The organism is Magnetospirillum fulvum MGU-K5 (assembly GCF_000442515.1).
In the GTDB taxonomy this organism is placed as follows: domain Bacteria; phylum Pseudomonadota; class Alphaproteobacteria; order Rhodospirillales; family Magnetospirillaceae; genus Phaeospirillum; species Phaeospirillum fulvum_B.
Genome location: NZ_AQPH01000024.1, coordinates 25193 through 45348 on the forward strand (window position 1 = coordinate 25193; position 20156 = coordinate 45348).

The following is a 20156-nucleotide window of genomic DNA, read 5'->3' on the forward strand; positions in this document are numbered from 1 at the left end:
CCCCAGGCCTTCATTGGGCGGCCGAGGCTTGGGTCGACACCGCCACCTTGGCTTCCTCGTCGGAGAACCACGGTGCCAGCCTGGACAGGGCGGCGCCATTGTCCTTGGCCTCGACCTTGGTGTCGGCGACGACGGTCGGTTCGGCGGAGAACCACGTTTTCAGCCTGGACAGGACGTCACCATTATTATTGGCTTCGTCCTTGGTGGCAGCGACGGTCGGTTCGTCGGGGGCCGGATCTTCCCGACCCCAGGTTTCCAGGCGTTTGGCGATCGCCGCCGACAGAACCTTGAGGTCGCTGCTGGCCACGCTGTCCGGCATCAGGTCCTGGCCGATGCTGGCCTGCATCTTGGCATAGGCCTGTTCGACCTGGGCATAGGTCTGGAAGCGGCGCAGTTGCGAAGCGATGGCCGAGGCGCGGCCAGCCACCCGTTCCAGCATCCCCTGGGCGTCGTTGGCGCTGCGGACCTCGGACAAGGTGTACAGGCGCTGGTCCACCTTCCACAATTCGTCCGACTGCTCGTACTGGCTGACGGCGTTCTGGAACTGACGTTCGGCGACGTGCACCTGGGCCAGCACTGCCATACGCAGCGCCAGACGGCGGGATTTGACCACTTCCTCGTTGGTCTCGGCGTAGTTCAGGGTATCGGGGGCCGAAACCAGATTGATCAGGCTCCAGCTCAGCTTGGCACCGGCCTCGTACCAATGGTTGTCCATCAGAAACGTATTGCTGTCATACTGGCGGCTGGCGCTCAGAGTGACGCCGGGGAACAGGCGGGTGATGGCCTTGCGGGTGTCGTCCACCGCGATGCGGGCCAGATAGCCCTGTTCACGCAGGTCGGCATTGTTGAGGAAAGCCTTTTCCTCCATCTGCTCCAGGCTTAAGGGCCAGGACGGCACCTTCATCTCGGCAGGCACGTCAAGGACAAGCTTGCTGCCCGGCGGCAAATTGATCAGCGCCGCCAGTTCGATCTCGGCGGTGCTCAACTCCTGCTGGATCGCGGTCAGCTGGCGCAGGGTTTCCAGCAGGCTCTTCTGATAGCGCAACGCCTCGGCCGGAGCGCGCAGGTTCTCGCGTTCGACGGTGCGAGCGCGGTCCAGCGCCACCTTGGCCTCGTTCACCGCCTTTTCAACATCGGCCTTCAGTTCCTGGTGGGCGGCGGCGCGCCAAAAGGCAAAGCGCACTTCCTGCACCAGATTGTGCACCGTTTTGCGTTTACGCTCGGTGGCGATCAGAGCTCGGTCGGCGTTCTGCTTGGCGGTGAAATAAGACAGGCCGAAATCCAGGACGTTCCACGACAGTCCCAGATCAGCCGTCATGGGGTTCTGATCGGCGGAATAGCTGTAACTGGTGCCGTCCTGTCCGGTGCGCACGTCGCGCGACACGGTGGCGTTGGGCTGGGACCGGTGGCTATAGCCCGCATTGGCCGTCAGCTTCGGCAGCAGATCCCAGCGGTCAACCTTGGTCTGACCCAGCGCCAACCCCTCTTCCATCAACTTGGCGCGGCGGTCCAGATTGTACTTCAGCGCCCGCGCGATGGCGTCGGAAACCGTCAGCGGGGCGACCAGGGGATCACCGCCCTTGAACATAGCGCTGCGGTCCTCGGCCCCGTCCTGCTTCATCTGATCGGCGGTAAACGGCTCGGGCGTCACCGCGCAGGCCGACAGCAAGGCGGCGACGGAAACCGAGGCAAGCAACCGCTTCGCGCGGATCACGGACAATTTCATTCCAATCCCCTCTTCCTACACGACCTTGTCGCCGCGCGTGATTGTTTCGAACATGGCGATGTGACGCGCCATGCCTCCCTTGAAGCTCATTTGCCGCAATTGTTCGGTCAGGCTGGTGCGACCGGCCGGTTGCGCGTCGCCCAGGCGGATACCGCTCTGGTCGGGCAGCGCGCCGGACCGCCCGCCCGGCTGGCCCTGGCCACGATCTGGGGCGACGGTGCCCTGATCCCTGCCGACCACGATCTTGAAGGTCTGCACCACCTGACGGCCATCGCTGTCACGCGCCGTGACCTTGACGACCACTTCGCCACGGAAATTGGGGGGCGGCGTACCTTCGAACGTGCCGGTCCGCGGGTTGAAGTTCATCCAGCCCGGCAAAGCCGCGCCATCGCCCCGCGTGGCCGACAGCGTTACCGTGGCGTCGGCCCGGGTATGGGCGAAGGCGTCGCCCGGTACCGTCACCGAAATGCGCGATCCGGCATCGAACGACGCATCGGGGACACGGGTGTTGACCACCAGGGCATCACCGCCGCCCGGCGCACGCGCCGCTACCGCCACCTGGAAGGTGTTGCCCCCGCCCGCTGTCCGGCTGGTGTCGCCCAGCACAGGCACGCCGCCGCTGAATCCGCCTGTGGTGCCACCGCCAAGACCGCCTGTTCCGGCTGCGGCTCCGGTCGCGACCCCGGTTCCGGTCCCCGCATCTCCAAAGCCGCTGGGCGTGGTGATCGAGGTGGTCCGCACCACCGTCTGCATGTCGACGGGTTTATCGGTGACAGTGGGTTCGCGAACCGTGGTCACCGGTGGCGCGCTGGGAACAGGGGTGGTGTCGGACGCCTTGGTCTCCTTGGGCGTCCCCTGATCGGTGGGAGTGGTGGTCGGCGCGGGCGGTTGTGGAGTGGGCGGCGAGGTCACGGTGATGGTGGCGGAACCGGACGCCACCGAAATGTTGTCCGCCGCGTCGGTAGCAGTGGCGGTCAGGGTGTGGGTGCCCACTGCCAAGGTACCGGTATAGCTCCAGGCGCCAGTGCCGTCGGCAGTGGCGGTCCCCAGCAGGGTTGCACCATCGTAAATCTTGACGGTGGCCCCGGCCTCGGCCGTGCCGGTCGCGCTGAAGGCGGTCGTGGTGCCGCCGCCGGTCGCGGTCAGGGTCGGCGCGCCCGGCGCGGTGGCGTCAGTGGTCACCTTGGCGGTGAAGCCCGACGAGGTGGCCGAGGTGTTGCCTGCATTATCCGTGGCCGTGGCGGTGAAGACATAGCTGCCATCGGCCAGGACGGTTCCGGTGTAATCGAAGCTCCAGCTCCCGGTGGTGGGGTCGGCATCGACGATACCGAGGGATACGCCGTTCTTGAACACTTCGACCTTGCTGCCAGCCTCGGCAGTGCCTGAGATGGTCAGGGTACGATCGGTGGTGACGCCGTCGCTGGTCGAACTGCCGTCATCGGTGGAGATGCCGGTGACGTGGGGAGCCGTCGGCGTCGCCGTGTCTACGGTGACGTTCAAGGCGGTGCTGGCGGCGCTATCCTGGCCCGACACCCGGGCCTTGGCGGTAAAGGCGTAAGTTCCGTCCGCCAGGGCGCCGGTATTGTAGGTCCAACTGCCGGTGGAGGCGTCAGCGGTCACGCTGCCGACCTGCACGCCGTTCTTGTAGATCAGGATGGTGGCACCGGCGGGGCCGGACCCGCTGATGGTCTGGGTTGCGATCTTGGTGATGTTGTCGGAATTGGACTGGCCCGTGTCGGACGAAATGGCCAGTCCGGTCGGTGCCGCGGGACCGGTGACGATGGTCATCGTCAGGCCGGACGAGGCCGAACCGACGTTGCCCGCCGCGTCGGTGGTCTTGGCGGTTATGGTGTGGTCGCCAAGACCCAGCGTCGAGGAGGTGATCGACCATGCCCCGGTGGTCGCATCGGCGGTCGTGGTGCCCAGAACGGTGGTACCGTTGGTGTCGTACAGGGTCACCGTCGCCCCGGCCTCGGCGGTGCCGGTGAAGGTGGGGGTGGTGTTGGTGGTGATGTTGTCGGTGGAATTCTCGCCGCTGTCGCTGGCCGTCGTCAGGTCGGGGGCCGACGGGGCGGCGGGGGCCGAGCTGTCGATGGTTACCGCCAAACCGGACGAGACGACACTGACATTGCCCGCCACGTCTACGGCCTTGGCCGTCACCGTATGGCTTCCGTCACTCAGTGCCGAGGACGTGATCGACCATGCCCCGGTGGTCGCGTCGGCGGTCGTGGTGCCCAGAACGGTGGTGCCGTCGGTGTCGTACAGGGTTACCGTCGCCCCTGCCTCGGCGGTGCCGGTGAAGGTCGGCGTGGTGACGTTGGTGACGTTGTCGGTGCTGGAGCGTCCGCTGTCGCTGGCCGCGCTCAGGTCGGGCGCGGACGGGGCCGCGATGGTGGTGTCGAGGGCGTAGCTGTGGCTGAAGGCGGTGCTGCTGCCGATGCTGTCGGTCACCCGTGCCTTGAAGGTGTTGGCGCCCGACAAGGTGGTGGTGAAATTGAAGGTGGTGTCGCCGGTGGTCGCCGAGGTGTTCTGCCACGTGCTGCCGTTGTCGAACGACACCTGCACCGTTTCCCCCGCCACCAGGGCGGCGCTGAGGGTACCGCTGACCGTCTGCGCCGCCGTCTTGGTGATCCAGTCGGTATTGCTGCTGCCGGTATCCGCCGACAGCGACGCCGTCGATACCGCAGTGCTGGGGCCGGACACCACGCTCAGAGTCAGGGTTTTTGTATAGGTGTTGCCCGCCGTGTCGGTGGCGGTGACATCCACGCTGTAGCTGCCCGTCGTCAGGCCGCCGCTGTTGTTGATGACCAGATTGCCGCCGGAAATGCTGAACTTTCCGGCATCGGTGCCACCCAGCGTATAGGTCCAGGCATCGGTGAAGCTCGGGATATTGGTGGCGTCGGTGGCGGTCAGCGCGCAGAAGGTGGCGCCGTTGGTGGCATCGTCCACCGCCACCTGGGTGACACTGGGGGTGATGTTGGTCGGCGCGGTGGTATCCACCACGATCACCTTGGTTCCGGCGCTGGAGACGTTACCTGCCGCGTCGGTGGCGGTGACCGAGATGGTGTATTTGCCGTCGGCGGTATAGGTGTGGCTGCCGTTGGCAGAACCATGTGCCGTGCCATCGCCGTAATCGATGTCCAACGTCGCACTGCCTTCCGCCGTAACCGTCACCGTCTGTGTCGCCGTTTTTGTGACGCCGTCCGAGGCGTTGCTGCCGGTGTCGGCGCTGATGGACACGGTCGGCGCGCTCGGGGCCGTGGTGTCCAACGTGTAGGAGTGACTGAAAGCGGTACTGCTGCCGGTGCTGTTGGTCACCCGCGCCTTGAAGGTGTTGGTTCCAGACAAGGTGGTGATGAAGCTGAAGGTGCTGTCGCCAGCGGTCGCCGTAGTGTTCTGCCACGTGCTGCCGTTGTCGAACGACACCTGCACCGTTTCCCCCGCCACCAGGGCGGCGCTGAGGGTACCACTGACCGTCTGCGCCGCCGTCTTGGTGATCCAGTCGGTACCGCTGCTGCCGGTATCGGCCGACAACGAGGATACGGAAACCGTGGTCGAGGGCGGCGCCGTTACCGCCGCCGTGGCGGTGCTGTAAACCGTTTCGGCGGTGCCGCCGCCATCGGTGTAGCTGACCTTCAGGCGGACATGCTTGCCGTTTTCCGCCGATTGCAGGCTGTAGGTGGTCGAGGTGGCACCCGAGATATTGTTCCAGGTGCTGCCGTCGCTGGACGATTGCCACTGGTAACTGAAGGTTCCCAAGCCATCCAGATCGGCCACCGAGGCCGCGCTGCCAGTCAGTGTCTGCCCCACCTGCGTCGTGCCCGACACGGATGGCGTTCCCGTCGGCGTGTCGTTGACCGGGGTGACGGATACCGAGCTGGTAACGCCAGTGGACAAATTGTTGCTGCTCTGGCCGTCATTCACCTTCCAGGTGATGGTGCGGGTGGCATTGGTCGGGGCATCGCTGCTGGAACTGAAGGTGATCGAGCGCAACGCCGCCTGGTACTGCGCCTTGGTGGCGGTGCCGCTGAGCGTCAGTGTGTGAGTGCCGGCGTCCCAGGAACCGGTGATGCCGTTCTGGGCGGTGAAATTCAGCACGTCGCCGGTGACGAAGTTGCCCGAAATGATGGCGGTGGCGCCGGTGATGTCCGCTTGTTCGGCATCGGCGACGGTGATGGTGTTGTCCACCGTGACGGGGCTGCCGTTCTCGGTGTAGCTGGCGGAACTGGAGCCCGCTGTTACCGTGGGGGCGGTGTTGGCGGGAGTCTGGCATTCCACGATGTTACTAAGAACGAACGGGCCATCGCTCGATATGTTCGGACCGATATACCAGTTCCCATTCAGAAGGTCACCGACCGCGACCGCCATGGTCGGGGTATCGACCAGATGAACCGCGAAATCGAATCTCCAGTCCTGCGCGGAGCTGTCATAGTGAGCCAGCAAGGTGTTATCACTGTCGCGGCGAACTTCGCTACCGTTTGTCCCCGTCACGCTGCAGCCCAGGCAATGACTGATGTCCTGCATGCCCTGTAGGGTAAAGGGCAGCACGGTTTCGATGTCACCGACCTTGTATTCGAGGTCCCAGTCACCGCCCAGCCGGGTCGGGCCGGTGCGGTCGGTCGAGGCGGCGACATCGACCTTGCCCAGCGCACGGGCGAAGCTGTCGATGAAGGCCTTGCCGCTGTCCGATCCGGCGACCGAGCAGGAATACAGCATGAAATCGCCGCCATCCTTGAGCGCGCCGCCGATGGTGGCGAGATAGGGGCTGGCGGCGGTCATGTCGCCGTTCCAGATCACTTCCTTCCCCAGCAGGATCGCGCCGGTCCGTCCCTCGGCCACCAGATGGATGGCGTCGAGGTCGTGGTACTGGCTCATGATCTGGGCCAGCACTTCCAACTCGCCCATGCCGTTGGCGTTGGGTTTCAGCAGGATGATCGGGGTATTGGGGTTGATCCCCGCCACCAAAGTCTGCCAGTCGGCGACGGTGGTATCGACCACCACCACTTCGTGGCGGGTGCCGGTGGTATCGGTGGACACCTGACCGTTCCAGCGTACCACCGTTGCCGTTGCGGCGGATTTGTCCGCCTCGGCCGCCGCCGCCGCGCTTTTGGCGCTGGTGTCGGTGGTCGTCGTCGCGGCGGCTGCCGCAGTCGCTGTGTCTGCACTCTTGCTGGCAGCAGCCGCCTTGTCGGCCACGTCGCCTGCGGCGGCACCGTCGAACATCATGCGGGGTTCCAGCGCCAGGATGTGGAACGAGATGCCGGAACGACGGGACTTGGACGGGCGGGGCATGGCGGTCATTGCTGTGTTCCTTCCCGAACGGGCGTGGACGATGCTTCCTCGGCGGGGTCGGTCTTTGGGCGCGGCATTTCGAACGGAAAGATGCCGGGGGTCAGGTGAACGATCCGGCGTTGCAACTCGGGTTCCGAGAAACCCGGCGTGTAGGGCCGGGTGATCTCGGGCAGGAACGTGACGTCGTACAGTTCCGTCACCACGCCCTGAATGGTCAGCCAGTGCACGATAGTACCGGTGTTGAGATCGACGATGATCAGGCCGCAGCGTTGCGGAATGTGCGCCGTCTCCAGGCGTGCCTTGATCGACAGCCCCGAAGAGAAGGTGTTGTCGCGCAGCATCGACAGGCCGATGACGGCGTAATCGCCGACAAAGCACAGGCCGCGCGCGAAGCCGGGGCATGGGGTGACCGGCACAAAGCGGTCGCCGTCCAGATAGCCAAAATCGCCGTCGCCGGAATTCAGCAGCCATAGCCGCCCATTGTGCCAGCGCGGGCTGTGCGGCATCGACAGGCCCCGACACAGCACGGAATCGTCGCGGACGTCGATCACCATCCCGCCGCCGCTCTTGGTTGCTTTCCAGCCGATACGGCTGTCGAACTCACCGCACAGGGTGACGTAGGCGATTTCGCCGTCACGGGTGCCCATCCCGTTCAGATGGCAACGGTCCTCGGGCGACAGCGCGGTGATGAAACTGGGCTTCCACAGAGGGCGGAAGCCGTAATGTCCGTCGATGGCGGCGATGCAGCTATACAGCGTGTTGACGAAGGTCAGTTCGTAGCGCAGGCCGCCGATCACGGCGTTGGGGATAATGTCGTGGGTGTCGCAGGACCCCAGGAAATAGCCTTTGCGCGGCATGTAGACCGCCTGCCAGTCCTGCTCCTTGATGGTGTGCGGGCCGACATTGGAAAAGCGCCACACCTGTTCCTTGTTGCTGACCCACATGGCGTTTTTGTTGATCGCCATGCCCATGGCCGAGCCGACGATCCGCTCCTGCGCCACGGTCTGGCCGTCCTCGTCCGCCGACAGAAAGAACAGGCGCGCGGTCTGATAGGTGGTGAAGGCCAGCGTTCCCCCAACCTGCCGCAGCCACGCCCCAAGGTCGGGGGAAGGCAGCAAGGTCGGCTTGGGCAACTTTTCCTGGGAGATCACCGTGGAAAGCGTGCCCTTGTTCTCTTGGCTCAAATCGCTTGGCATCAACCTCACCTTGGCCTGGGCGGTATCCCCAGGGCAAAACCCCGTAATAATGCTCGTATGACGAGTTCTTAAGCCAAGACCTTACCCCAAATTGCTTTGCGTCTCAAAGCGTTCAAATGAAACCTATTGCGTCAAACTTCAGTTTAATAGCAGACCGACAGATCGCGATGCGTTGCGCAGAATTGCCCGAATAAGGTGCACCTCTCTCGTTGCCCGAGACCATTCCGGAAATCAGATCGGCACCATAAAAAGGTCACGCCTGCCGATATCCAGGATGTCGCCCACCCCATGAAATCGAACCGATTGATTGAAAGTCGACACCTGCAACAGGGCGAATCTCGCCATATCTGCCCCTCCCCCTATGCCGCATGTCCATATCCTGTGCATGGCCATATTTCGGGGTTGCAGCGCAACAGAACTGTATAGTATCTCTATAGACTATACAGTTTTTTCAAAAACAAAGACGGGGGTCGATGCCATGGTAAAGTTTGAGAGACGATGGCTGCGCGGGTTTGCCTTGACCACGGGTCTGGTCGCGGCTCTGGTGACGGCCACGGCCCAAGCCGCCGAAAAGGTCAAGCTTGGCGTGATCGGCGGTGCCGAGGAAGAAATCGCCGAAGTGGCGAAGAAGGTCGCGGCGACCAAGGGATTGGACGTCGAACTGATCACCTTCTCGGATTATGTGCAGCCCAACGCTGCCCTCGAATCGGGCGATCTCGACGCCAACGCCTTCCAGCACAAGCCTTACCTTGACGCCCAGATCAAGGCGCACGGCTATCACATCGTTCCCGTTGGCTTCACCATCGTCGAGCCGATCGGTCTTTTTTCGAAAAAGATCAAGAAATTCGACCAATTGCCCAACGGGGCCAAGATCGGCATTCCGAACGACCCCAGCAATGGGGCGCGCGCCCTGCGCCTGCTGGCGGCGCATGGGCTGATTACCCTGAAAGACGGCAAGCAGGAAGATGCCTCGGTTCTCGACATCGCCAAGAACCCCAAGAAGATCAAGTTCTTTGAGCTGGAAGCGCCGCAATTGCCGCGCGCCCTCGATGATTTCGACGCGGCGGTCATCAACACCAATTATTCGCTGAATGGCGGGTTCGATCCGGTCAAGGACGCCCTGATTCAGGAACCGCGCCAGAACAACCCCTATGGCAATTTCATCGCGGTTCGGGAGCAAGACAAGGATAAGCCGGTCTTCAAGACCCTGGTCGCCGCCTATCAGTCCCCGGAAGTGTCGAGCTTCCTTGAAACGCGCTTCAAGGGGGCCATCCTTCCCGCGTGGTAAGGGGGCCTGCGCGTCTGTCGTTCGGGTCGTTCCGCTCATATGCACGGAAACCAGACAGCCCCGCCATCATCGCACACCGATGGCGGGGAAGAGCGGAGCCGTATGTCTGCGACGTCAATCCAGTGTGACGAACGTCCGGTGAAGTAACGGAAATGCCGACAGGACATCAGAGCCGCCCGTCGTCGGACGGGAGATCCGAACGCGCCGCCCAAACACCCTTATTAAGGGATAAATATATTCACCAAACAACTAAAAACCGCTTGCGGCGGTTGAGTATTGAAAGAGCGCAGGAGGGAGAATTGCTTTCCAAGAACGCAAAGACGATTTCGGTCGTCACCTTGGGATTAGGGGCAGCGCTGTATTCGGGGTCCGCCCGTGCCGACGATATCAGCGAACTGAAATCACTGGTCAACGAGCTGAAAAAACAGGTCGTCGAACAGCGTGCCCAGATCAACGAGTTGAACAATCAGGTCAACGAGCAGAAAAAGCAGGTCACCACCCAGAGTGACACGCTGCAAAAGGTCGAAGCCCAGCAGCAGGATATCGCCAAGAAGCAGGCTGCGGAGGCGCCTGTGCTGGCAGGTGATCCGACCAAGCCCGGCTTCTTCAAGATTCCGGGAACCCGGACCTCGCTGAAGTTCGGCGGCTACGTCAAACTGGACGCGGTTGACGATCTTTCCGGCAATATCGGCAGCAGCGTCGCCACCGATTTCGGATCGATTCCGCTCGACCATTCGCGCAAGGGCAATCGCGACGGTCAGGTCACCTTCAGCGCCCAGGAAACCCGGCTCAATCTGACCGCTCTGACCGCGACCGAAGCGTTGGGCGACGTGAAGACCTATGTCGAAGGCGACTTCTACGGCTCGGGCAATGGCGGCGCCAACGTGTTCCGACTGCGCCAGGCCTATGTGCAGGGGGGGCGCTTCCTGGCCGGTCAGACCTGGACGACCTTCTCGGACCTCGATACCGCCCAGCCGGAAACGCTCGATTTCAATGGTCCGGTCGGTTACGCCGCCACGCGCCAGCCGCTGTTGCGCTATACTCAGCCGCTTCCGCTCGGCAAACTCGACCTTGCGATCGAAAGCCCGCAGGGCGATTTCAACGCGACCGGCACCTTCAACGACAGCAAGATCGACAAGGCCCCGGATCTGGTCGCCCGCTACACCGCCGACACCTCGTGGGGCCATGTCGGCGTGGCAGCCCTGGGCCGCTATCTGGCGACCGATTCCGGCCTGTCCGGGCAGAGTGACGGCAAGTTCGTCTATGGCGTCCTGGCCGGTCTCGGGATCAAGACCTTCGGCAAGGATCAGTTGCTGTTCCAGACCGTCGATGGCAATGGCGTCGGACGCTATCTCGAACACGGCCAGTTCATCTCGGCGATCGTCACCAATGACGAAATCCGGCCGATCGACGTGTGGGGCGGCACCGTCGGCTATACCCACTTCTGGACCGACACGCTGCGCAGCAGCGCCGCCTATGGCTACAGCCACTTCAGCACCCCCGCCGGGGGAACCGTTCAGCCGCTCAAGAGCCTGACTTCATTCCACGCCAATTTGATCTGGAGCCCGTGGGACTCCACCGATGTCGGTCTCGAGTACATTTACGGCCATATCGAACTCGACCGGCCGCAATATGATACCGCGACCAAGACCTGGGCTTCGTCCGGTTCGGCGAACCGGATCCAGGCCAGCGTCAAGTACGGCTTCTAACGCGTAAAGTGAGGCGGGACAGGACCACCTGGCCCGCATCCTCTCTCTTCATTCGGGGGAAAACGATGTTTCGCAAGATACCGCAGATTCTTGCCGCCGCCCTTGTCTTCGTCACCGGCGCGGCCCAGGCCGACCAGCTGGACGATATCCGCAAAGCGGGTGTGGTGCGGGTCGCCGTCTTTGACAGCAATCCGCCGTTCGGCTTCGTCGATGAGAAGACCCATGCCCTGGAAGGCTATGACATCGACTTCGCCAAAGCCTTTGCCGACAAGATCGGGGTGAAGCTCGAGCTTGTGCCGACCAACCCGGCCAACCGCATCCCGGTGCTTCAGTCGGGCAAGGCTGATCTGATTGTCGCCGATCTCACCATCACCCCGGAGCGGGGCAAGGTGGTCGATTTCAGCATTCCCTACTTCGTCACCGGCCAGCAATTCCTGGTCCCGGCCAACGCTCCAGCGACGCTGGCCGATTACGCCAAGAGCCGGATCGGGGCGGTCAAAGGCACCACCGGCGAGCAGGCGGCCAAGGCCCGCTTCCCCGAAGCGCGGGTCCTGTCCTATGACGATATCCCGCTGGCCTTCTCTGCCCTGCGCAATGGCAGCGTCCAGGCGATCACCCAGGATGCCGAAATCCTGGCCGGTCTGCTGGCCGAGGCACCGGACAAGGCCAAATACAAGGTTCTACCGGAATTGTTGAGCCGCGAACTGATCGGCGTCGCGGTCAAGAAGGACGAAACGGCGCTGCTTGCCCAGGTCAATGCGATCCTGCTCGAGCTGGAAAATAACGGCCGGGCCGCGGCGATCTTCGAGCAATGGTTCGGTGCCAAGAGCAAGGCGCCCGAGCCGCGCAATTTCAAGATCGGCACCCCGTAACATCGGCCTTGAGGGAAGGGTTCCCCACCCGCTACCCTTGATCACCGGCTCCCCCGTCGCTGCGGCTGGGGAGCCGCCTTATCTCCCCTCCCCCGCTTGGCAGTGAATCGGTCCGTTGATGTCAGAGCCCGCCCCGCCGGTGATCGAATTTCGCTCCGTCACCAAATCCTTTGGAACAAATCCGGTCATCCGCGGCATTGATCTGTCCGTCGCCCAGGGCGAGGTCGTCGTCATCTGCGGCCCCTCCGGATCGGGGAAATCGACCCTGATCCGTCTGGTCAACCGGCTGGAAAGCCTGAGTTCGGGCGATATCCTGATCGACGGGAACAGCACCGCGTCCTATCGCGGCGCCGCCTTGCGCGAATTGCGCACCGGCATCGGATTCGTCTTTCAGCAATTCAATCTGTATGGCCATCTGACCGCCGCCGAGAACATCGCCCTTGCCCCGCGCAAGGTCCTCGGCCTCTCGGCGCAAGAGGCGCTGGAGCGGGCGCGGGCGTTGCTGGCCCGGGTCGGACTGGCCGACAAGGAAGCCCAATATCCGTCGCAATTGTCGGGAGGGCAGCAGCAACGGGTGGCGATCGCCCGCGCCCTGGCGATGCAGCCCAAGATCTTGTTGTTCGACGAGCCGACGTCGGCACTGGACCCGGAAATGATCGGCGAGGTTCTCGCGGTGATCCGGCAGTTGGCCGACACCGGGATCACGATGCTGGTGGTGACCCACGAAATGGGCTTTGCCCGCGAGATCGCCGACCGCGTTGTCTTTATCGATGGCGGAGTGATCCTCGAAGACGCCCCGCCCGAGCAATTTTTCCTCGCCACCCGCCATCCCCGCGCCCAGCGTTTCTTACGGCAATTGCTGTCTCCCTTGCATACGGCGACGGAGTGATGGGCTTTTCCGTCGATTTCGCCGGGGTTCTGAGCGGCCCCCCGTTGCATTGGCTGGTCACCGGCTTTTTCACCACGATCGTCGTCACGATCGCCGCCAGTGTGCTGGCCAGTCTGCTGGCTTTGCTCCTGCTCGGACTGCGCATCTCGGACAATCGACCGGCGCGGACAATCGCGGCCGGGATCATCGAACTGTTCCGCAACACGCCGTTTCTGGTCCAGATGATGTTCTGGTACTTCGCCGCGTTCGGCTTGCTGCCGTCCGGAATCCGCGACTGGATCAACGCCGATCATTCCTGGGCCACCCTGCCCGGCAACATCCCGCTGGTCAGCCCGGAATTCATCGCCTCGACCTGGGGGTTGGGGATGTTCTCGGCGGTATTCATCGCCGAGGAAATCCGCGCCGGATTGCTCGCCCTGCCCAAAGGCCAGAGCGAGGCGGCGCTCAGTCAGGGCTTCGGCCATTGGGCCAGCCTGCGCCATGTGCTGTTGCCCCAGGCCCTGACCAATTCGTTTCAGGCCGTCGTCGGGCAATATCTCAATTTGATGAAGCTGTCTTCGCTGGCCACCGCGATCGGACTGGCCGAGATCACCTATCAGGTGCGTCAGATCGAAAGCTATAACTCTCACGCGATCGAGGCGTTCGCGGTCGGGACCGGGCTGTACCTTCTGCTCGGGCTGGCGATGGGACGGCTGATGCTGGCCTTTGCCCCCAAACGACGGGACGGACGGCGGGGCGCGGAGGCCGGACATGCCGCCTGAACTCGACGTGATCTGGCGCAATCTCGATTACCTGCTGTGGGGCCGGATGGCGCAGGGAGAGCCGGGCGGGTTGCTGCTTAGCGTCCTGATCGCCCTCGCCTCGGGCGTGCTGGCCCTGGTCGGCGGAATCGCGCTCGCGGTGCTGGCGTGGTTTTCGTCCGGCCTGCTGCGGCGCGTGCTGTTCGTGTGGGCCGACCTGATCCGGGGCATCCCCCTGATCTTCGTGATCTTCTGGGTCTATTTCCTGGTCCCGGCCCTGTTCGGCGGGGCGATCCCCGGCACGGTGTCGGTGATTCTCGCCCTGGCCTGGTTCTCCGCCGCGGCGGTGATGTACAGCACCCTGTCCGGGTTAGAGGCTCTGTCCGGTGGTCAGCGCGAAGCCGCCTTGTCCACCGGGCTATCCGAAATGCAGACCCTGTTCGTGGTTCTGCTGCCCCAGGCGCTGGTCAATCTCGTGCCCTCCTATGTCAGCCTGTTCGCCTCGCTGATCAAGGATACCTCGCTCGCCTTTATCGTCAATGTCCCCGAACTGACGATGGTTGCCAGTCAGGTCAACAACCGAACCCAGCTTTATCCGACCACGATCTTTCTGTTCACCGCGGCGCTGTATTTCGTGCTGTGCGGCGGCCTGTCCCTGTTGGTGCGCAAGATCATGCGCAGGCCTGTCGCCGCGTCGTGGGACTAGACGATCCGCCCCCTTGATCGCGTAGCGGTTTTATTCATACTCTGTGCCTTAGGACTTCACAATCGATCGGCAAAACCGCCGACGCGGAGTTGGACGTTGTGCCGACTTCGACAAAAACAAGAAGACCAGGCAACAGGGAAGGACAAAACATGACGGGAATTACCCTGCGGCACGAAGGCGCGACCTTGGTCGTCGGCTTCGACCGCCCGGACAAGCGCAATGCGATCACCGTGGAGATGTATGGCGAACTGGCCGCCGCGCTGGACCGCGCCGAAGCCGACCCGGCGGTGCGCGTTGTCCTTTTTCACGGAACCGACGGCGTTTTCACCGCCGGAAACGATCTGCGCGATTTTCTGGAAAACCCGCCCGACGGACCCGATCACCCGGCGTTCCGGTTCATCCGCACCCTGGCTTCGGCGAACAAGGTCCTGGTGGCCGCCGTCGACGGACCGGCCGTTGGAGTCGGCGCGACGATGCTGCTGCACTGCGATCTCGTCATCGCGGCGCGGACGGCGCAGTTCGCTTTCCCGTTCATCAATCTCGGTCTGGTGCCCGAAGCGGGGAGTTCGCTTTTGCTGCCCCGCCTCGCCGGCTACCACCGCGCCGCCGCGCTGTTGATGCTGGGCGACAGCTTCGATGCCGAGACCGCGCGCGAGATCGGGCTGGTTTCCCGCGTTGTCGAGGCGGACGCGTTGCAAACCGAGGCGCTGGCACTGGCCGCCCGCCTTGCCGCCAAGGCCCCCGAAGCGCTGCGTCAGGTCAAATCCCTGATCAAATCGCCCCGCCATGAGGTCGATACCCGCATCGTCGAGGAAGCTGAGTTGTTCATGCACAGGCTGCGTTCGCCGGAATTGCGCGAAGCGATCGACGCCTTCTTCGCCAAGCGTCAGCCCGACTTCTCCCGCTTCGCCTAAGGCAATAAACCGCTCTTGGCCGCCAGCCATGGCTGACGGCCAAGAGCGCGGATGCGCCCGCTAGGGCAGAGGGACAATACGGCAAATCACGTCAGCCGATACCGTCTCTGTACAGCCCCCGCACTGGGGGCGGCCTTTCGGTCCCGTCTTGGCTGCGACCATAGCCTGTGCGGGCGCGTCGGGCAAAGAGGCCTCGGCCCGATCGGGGAAAAAGAACACAAGGAGATTGTGCGCTGCCGCCGCGTCCGGGGGCGAACCCCTGTGTTCCACGCCGGAAGAGCCGTGTATCCTGCGACCAGCGGTCATTGCCGCGGGGGAGACGTCCGATGAATCGCAAGCAACGCCGGGCCGACAAGGCGACGAAGACGGGCACGCCGGGGACGGCGGCGGAGCCATCCGGACTCCAGCCGATTCTGCTCGAGGCCTTCCGCCACCATCAGGAGGGGCGGCTGGGTGAGGCCGAACGGCTCTACCGGCGGATTCTGGCGCTCGACCCCCGCCACGCCGACAGCCTGCATCTGCTGGGCATGGTCGCGTTCCAAAGCGGTCAGCCCGAGGCGGCGGCGGAGCTGATCGCCCAGGCCGTCGCGGTCAACCCCAACAACGCGATGTACTGCTCCAACCTCGGCAGCGTGTTGAAGGAATTGGGGCGGCATGACGAGGCGGTCGCGAGCTGGCGGCGGGCCCTGACGCTGCGGCCCGATCATGCCGAATCCTACAGCAATCTCGGCTACGTCCTGCGCGAGCAGGGGCGGCTGGACGAGGCGGCCGACCTGCTTCGTCAGGCCCTGGCGATCAATCCCGGTCTGGCCGAGGCGCAGTGCAATCTGGCCCACGTTTTAAGCGATCTCGGCCGTTTCGACGAGGCGATCCAGGCCTGCCTGCGCGCGCTGGCCCTGAAGGAGATGGGGCCGACCAAACGGCTGTTCGTCTACTGCCTGGGCCGGGGCGGCACCGTGCCGACGGACAGGGCGGCCCAGGCGGCGATGCAAGCAGCGGTGCTGCGCGCCTTCGCCGAACCGTGGGACCGGACCAGCGCGGTGATGAGGGCCGCGCTGACCCTGGTGAAGGCCAACCCGGAGATCGGGTCCGCCCAGGCCCGGTTTGGCGATGGCGGTTCCCACCGGGTGGTCTCGGCCGGGTTCCTCGCCTCGACCGATTTCGCCGCGACCATTGCAGACCCGGTGTTGCGGGCGGCCCTGACCGCCGCCCCGATTCCTGACAGCGGGCTGGAACGGCTGTTGACCGTCGCCCGCCACGCCCTGCTCGACACGGCGGTCGCGGCCGTCGAACCGGCACCGGGTTTGTCCGACTTTCACGCCGCGCTCGCCCGGCAATGCTTCATCAACGAATATGTCTACGACCTCACCGACAGCGAGACGGAGCAGGTTGACCACCTGGCCCGGTCCCTTGCCACCGCCCTGGACAGCGGCGCCCCGGTTCCGCCCGCCTGGGTCGTCGCGGTGGCGTCCTATCGCCCGCTTCATTCCTTGCCCGGCGCCGCCCGCCTGCTGGAGCGGAGTTGGCCGGGGCCGGTCGAGGCCGTCCTGACCCAGCAATGCCGCGAGCCCGAGCAGGAGCGGCATCTCCGCGCCACCATCCCCCGGCTGACCGCGATCGAGTCCGAGGTGTCGCGCCGGGTCCAGGCCCAATACGAGCAAAACCCCTATCCCCGCTGGATCGTCGCCGCCCCGCCCGAGACGGCCCGGCCGGTCGATGCCGTCCTGCGGAAGCTTTTCCCGTTGGCTCCGATCTTGCCCTTCGCCCCGGCCCATGGACCCGGCTGCGACGTGCTGGTCGCCGGGTGCGGCACCGGCCAGCAATCCATCGAAAGCGCCCAGAGCTACGCCGGGGCGCGGGTTCTGGCGGTCGACCTCAGCCTGTCCAGCCTGAGCTACGCCAAGCGGAAAAGTCTGGCGCTGGGGCTGGGCGCGATCGAGTACGCCCAGGCCGACATCCTGGCCCTGCCCGCGCTGGGGCGAAGCTTCGACGTCATCGATTCGTCGGGCGTGCTGCATCATCTGTCCGACCCGGTGCAGGCCTGGACGATCCTGCTGTCGCTGCTGCGGCCGGGCGGCTTCATGCGGGTCGGCTTCTACAGCGAAACGGCGCGCCGGGGCTTGGCCTTCGCCCGCGCCCTGATCGCCGAGCGGGGCTATCCCGCCACCGCCGACGGCATCCGCCGCTGCCGCCAGGAGATCTTGGACGCCGGTCCGTCGTCCCCCCTGGCCCAGGCCGCCCAATTTTCCGACTTCTTTACGACCAGCGAATGCCGCGACCTGATCTTTCACGTCGAGGAACATTGCCTGACGCTGGAGACGATCGCGGCGGTCCTGGACAAGACGAAGATGCGCTTCCTTGGCTTTGACATCGACGCAACCACCCTTCAGGCCTACCGCTCGCGCTTTCCCGACGATTGGGCGGCGACCGATCTTGGCCAGTGGAGCCGGTTCGAGGCCGACCACCCGCTGACCTTCGTCGGGATGTACCAGTTCTGGATTCAAAAGCCGGGGTAAGCGGGGACGACCGCCCGTTCCCCGACCTGCCCGCTCCGGTGTCGGCGGCCAGCACCAGTTGCGAAATCGACGGCTCGTCGGTATAAGGCCATCGATTTCAACGCACCGCCCCTTGTCAGACGGCGTGGGCTTGCACCCAGGCGGTGAACTGGCCCATCCAGCCCTCGAGGAAATTCCGGCTGTCCGGACCGATCATGCCATCGGCATCGAACAGCCCCTCTTTGGCCTGAAGAAACGCCTCGGGCTGGCCCATCGTCGGCATGTCGAGATTGGCCAGAATGTTGCGGAGATGCTGTTGGGCCATCGCGGTCCCGGCGGCGCCCACCGAGACGCCGATAATTCCGGCAGGCTTTTTTCGCCACGCACTCTGACCGAAGGGGCGCGAGGCATGATCGATTGCGTTCTTCAGCACGCCAGGCACCGAGCGATTATATTCCGGCGACACGAACAGAACGCCGTGTGCGGCCAGAATCCCACGTTTCAAGCGCGCAACCGACTCCGCCTGGGCGGCATCCTCATCCTGAGTATACAGGGGCAGGTCGCCAATCCCGAGGTGAGTGAACGACACCTCGGGCGGAGCCAGGGGAGCAAGTGCCAGAGCCAGCTTTTTATTGAACGAGTCGCGACGAAGGCTGCCGACGATAACGGCGATCCGGATCTGACTCATGGCATCTCTCTTTCAATACCGGAACGACCCGGCCCAACCGCATCAACGAACGAACAGATAGATGATGATCAGGACCGGAATCGGGACGCCCAGCAGCCATAGAAGACCGTATTTCATCGTTCATTCCTCCTCGGACAGATATCAACGGAAAAGGTTGGTCCGGGCGAGATCAACCAGATCATCGCCCTGCCCGTTCATCATCGCTTTCAGCGCATAGAGACCAAAGCCAAGCCCCTGGGCCAACGTGGTTTGCGGAGGCATCGCCAGTTCCTGACGGTTGGTCACGACATCGAGAAGCGCCGGGCCGTCATGGTCAAGCACCTCTCGCAACGCGGTGTCCAGATCGGCCGGGTCCTCGACCCGGCGGGCAAACACCCCCATCGCCCGCGCCATCGCCGCGAAATCTGGATTGATCAGATCGACCCCGGTCTCAAGAAATCCCGCGACCTTCATCTCCAACTCGACGAAGCCCAGCGTGCCGTTATTGAAAACGACGATCTTCACCGGCAATGCCTGCTGGGTCAGGGTGATGAAGTCACCCATCAGCATGGCGAAGCCGCCATCGCCGGACAGCGAGATCACCTGTCGCCCCGGAAAGGCGGATTGCGCCCCCAGCGCCTGCGGCAGGGCATTCGCCATCGAGGCATGGGTGAATGATCCGATCAGCCGCCGCCGCCCATTCATTTTCAGATAGCGGGCCGCCCAAATCGTCGTCGTCCCAACGTCGCAGGTGAACACGGCATCGTCGGCGGCATGATCGCTGATAAGCTTGGCGAGATATTGCGGATGGATCGGGGTGCGTCCGGGATGGCCGACCGCCAGATCGTCGAGATCACGGCGGGTTTGGGAAAATCTGCCCAGGCATTCGTCGAGATGGCTTCTGTCTGACTTTGTATCGAGACCAGGCAGCAAGGCGGCAATCGTCGCCCCGACATCGCCGACAACGCCCAGATCGATCGGACAGCGCCGCCCCAAATTCTCGACGCGGAGATCGACCTGAACGACCGTTGCCTCGGTCGGGTAGAATTGGCGATAGGGAAAATCCGTCGCCAGCATCAGCAGCAGGTCGCAGTTCTGAAGCGCGTAATGGCCGGAACTCACGCCGATCAATCCGGTCATCCCCACCGAGAACGGATTGTCGTACTCAACCCCTTCCTTGCCGCCCAAGGCATGGACGATCGGGGCCTTCAGTTGTTCAGCCAGACGGATCACATCGTCATGAGCGCCAGAACAGCCCCGCCCACAAAATAACGAGACGCGAGAGGCGGCATTCAGCATGACCGCCAGAGCGTCAATCGTATCGTCATGGGGGCGGACGAGCGGAACCGGCGGCAGCAGAGAGACCGAAGACCGCGCCTCGGTCGGGGCCTTCATCAAGGCGACATCGCCGGGGATGACGATCACCGCGACCCCGCGCTGACCAACAGCGGCACGGATGGCCGTTTCGACCACCCCCGGCATCTGCTCCGGCGTTGAAACCATTTCGCAGAAATGGCTGCATTCGGCGAACAGGGTCTGGGGGTGGGTCTCCTGAGAATAATGCCGTCCGATTTCCGCGCTGGGAATCTGTGCCGCAATCGCCAGAACCGGCACCCGCGAGCGGTGACAATCGAACAGGCCGTTGATCAGATGGAGATTACC

13 protein-coding genes are annotated in these 20156 nt (G+C 63.8%); 8 read left to right on the top strand and 5 right to left on the bottom strand.

Annotated elements, in window-relative coordinates; all coding sequences use genetic code 11:
• Window positions 1–10 precede the first annotated feature (10 nt).
• The 3 genes from K678_RS08155 to K678_RS08165 are packed head-to-tail and all read right to left on the bottom strand — an operon-like array spanning window position 11 to window position 8214.
• On the bottom strand, window positions 11–1726 hold the full coding sequence (locus K678_RS08155) for a TolC family protein (RefSeq protein WP_021131984.1): 1716 nt from the start codon (window positions 1724–1726) through the stop codon (window positions 11–13).
• Between the two features lie 15 nt (window positions 1727–1741).
• Complete coding sequence (locus tag K678_RS08160; protein ID WP_021131985.1) at window positions 1742–7027, bottom strand: Ig-like domain-containing protein; 5286 nt, start codon at window positions 7025–7027, stop codon at window positions 1742–1744.
• A complete protein-coding gene (locus K678_RS08165; RefSeq protein WP_021131986.1) occupies window positions 7024–8214 on the bottom strand; it encodes a TIGR03032 family protein in 1191 nt (396 codons plus the stop codon). The genes K678_RS08160 and K678_RS08165 overlap by 4 nt, the downstream gene beginning before the upstream one ends.
• Window positions 8215–8692: 478 nt before the next feature.
• Here K678_RS08165 and K678_RS08170 point away from each other — a divergent pair, with 478 nt between their 5' ends.
• The 8 genes from K678_RS08170 (at window position 8693) to K678_RS08205 (ending at window position 17848) form a co-directional block, all read left to right on the top strand.
• Window positions 8693–9502 (top strand): MetQ/NlpA family ABC transporter substrate-binding protein, encoded by an 810-nt coding sequence (locus K678_RS08170; protein WP_021131987.1) that lies wholly within the window; start codon window positions 8693–8695, stop codon window positions 9500–9502.
• A gap of 299 nt (window positions 9503–9801) precedes the next feature.
• Window positions 9802–11211, top strand: coding sequence for a DcaP family trimeric outer membrane transporter (locus K678_RS08175; protein WP_021131988.1), 1410 nt, complete (start codon window positions 9802–9804; stop codon window positions 11209–11211).
• 65 nt (window positions 11212–11276) lie between these two features.
• Entirely contained in the window at window positions 11277–12083 is an 807-nt protein-coding gene (locus tag K678_RS08180) for an ABC transporter substrate-binding protein (RefSeq protein WP_021131989.1), read from the top strand.
• A 118-nt stretch (window positions 12084–12201) separates the two neighbouring features.
• The gene (locus tag K678_RS08185) at window positions 12202–12972 is read left to right on the top strand and encodes an amino acid ABC transporter ATP-binding protein (RefSeq protein WP_021131990.1); all 771 of its coding nucleotides are present in this window, start codon (window positions 12202–12204) and stop codon (window positions 12970–12972) included.
• Window positions 12972–13733 carry an amino acid ABC transporter permease gene (locus K678_RS08190; RefSeq protein ID WP_021131991.1) on the top strand — a complete coding sequence of 254 codons (762 nt, stop codon included), beginning with the start codon at window positions 12972–12974 and terminating at the stop codon, window positions 13731–13733. The genes K678_RS08185 and K678_RS08190 overlap by 1 nt, the downstream gene beginning before the upstream one ends.
• Entirely contained in the window at window positions 13723–14418 is a 696-nt protein-coding gene (locus K678_RS08195) for an amino acid ABC transporter permease (RefSeq protein ID WP_021131992.1), read from the top strand. The genes K678_RS08190 and K678_RS08195 overlap by 11 nt, the downstream gene beginning before the upstream one ends.
• 149 nt (window positions 14419–14567) lie before the next feature.
• The gene (locus K678_RS08200) at window positions 14568–15332 is read left to right on the top strand and encodes an enoyl-CoA hydratase (protein ID WP_021131993.1); all 765 of its coding nucleotides are present in this window, start codon (window positions 14568–14570) and stop codon (window positions 15330–15332) included.
• Window positions 15333–15658: 326 nt separating this feature from the next.
• The gene (locus K678_RS08205; protein WP_021131994.1) at window positions 15659–17848 is read left to right on the top strand and encodes a tetratricopeptide repeat protein; all 2190 of its coding nucleotides are present in this window, start codon (window positions 15659–15661) and stop codon (window positions 17846–17848) included.
• 115 nt (window positions 17849–17963) lie between these two features.
• Here the strand turns inward: K678_RS08205 and K678_RS08210 are convergent, their stop codons facing one another.
• Together K678_RS08210 and poxB are read right to left on the bottom strand one after the other, a co-directional pair.
• Entirely contained in the window at window positions 17964–18515 is a 552-nt protein-coding gene (locus tag K678_RS08210) for an NADPH-dependent FMN reductase (RefSeq protein ID WP_021131995.1), read from the bottom strand.
• A gap of 141 nt (window positions 18516–18656) precedes the next feature.
• A partial coding sequence (poxB, locus tag K678_RS08215) for a ubiquinone-dependent pyruvate dehydrogenase (protein ID WP_021131996.1) occupies window positions 18657–20156 on the bottom strand: 1500 nt, incomplete at its 5' end.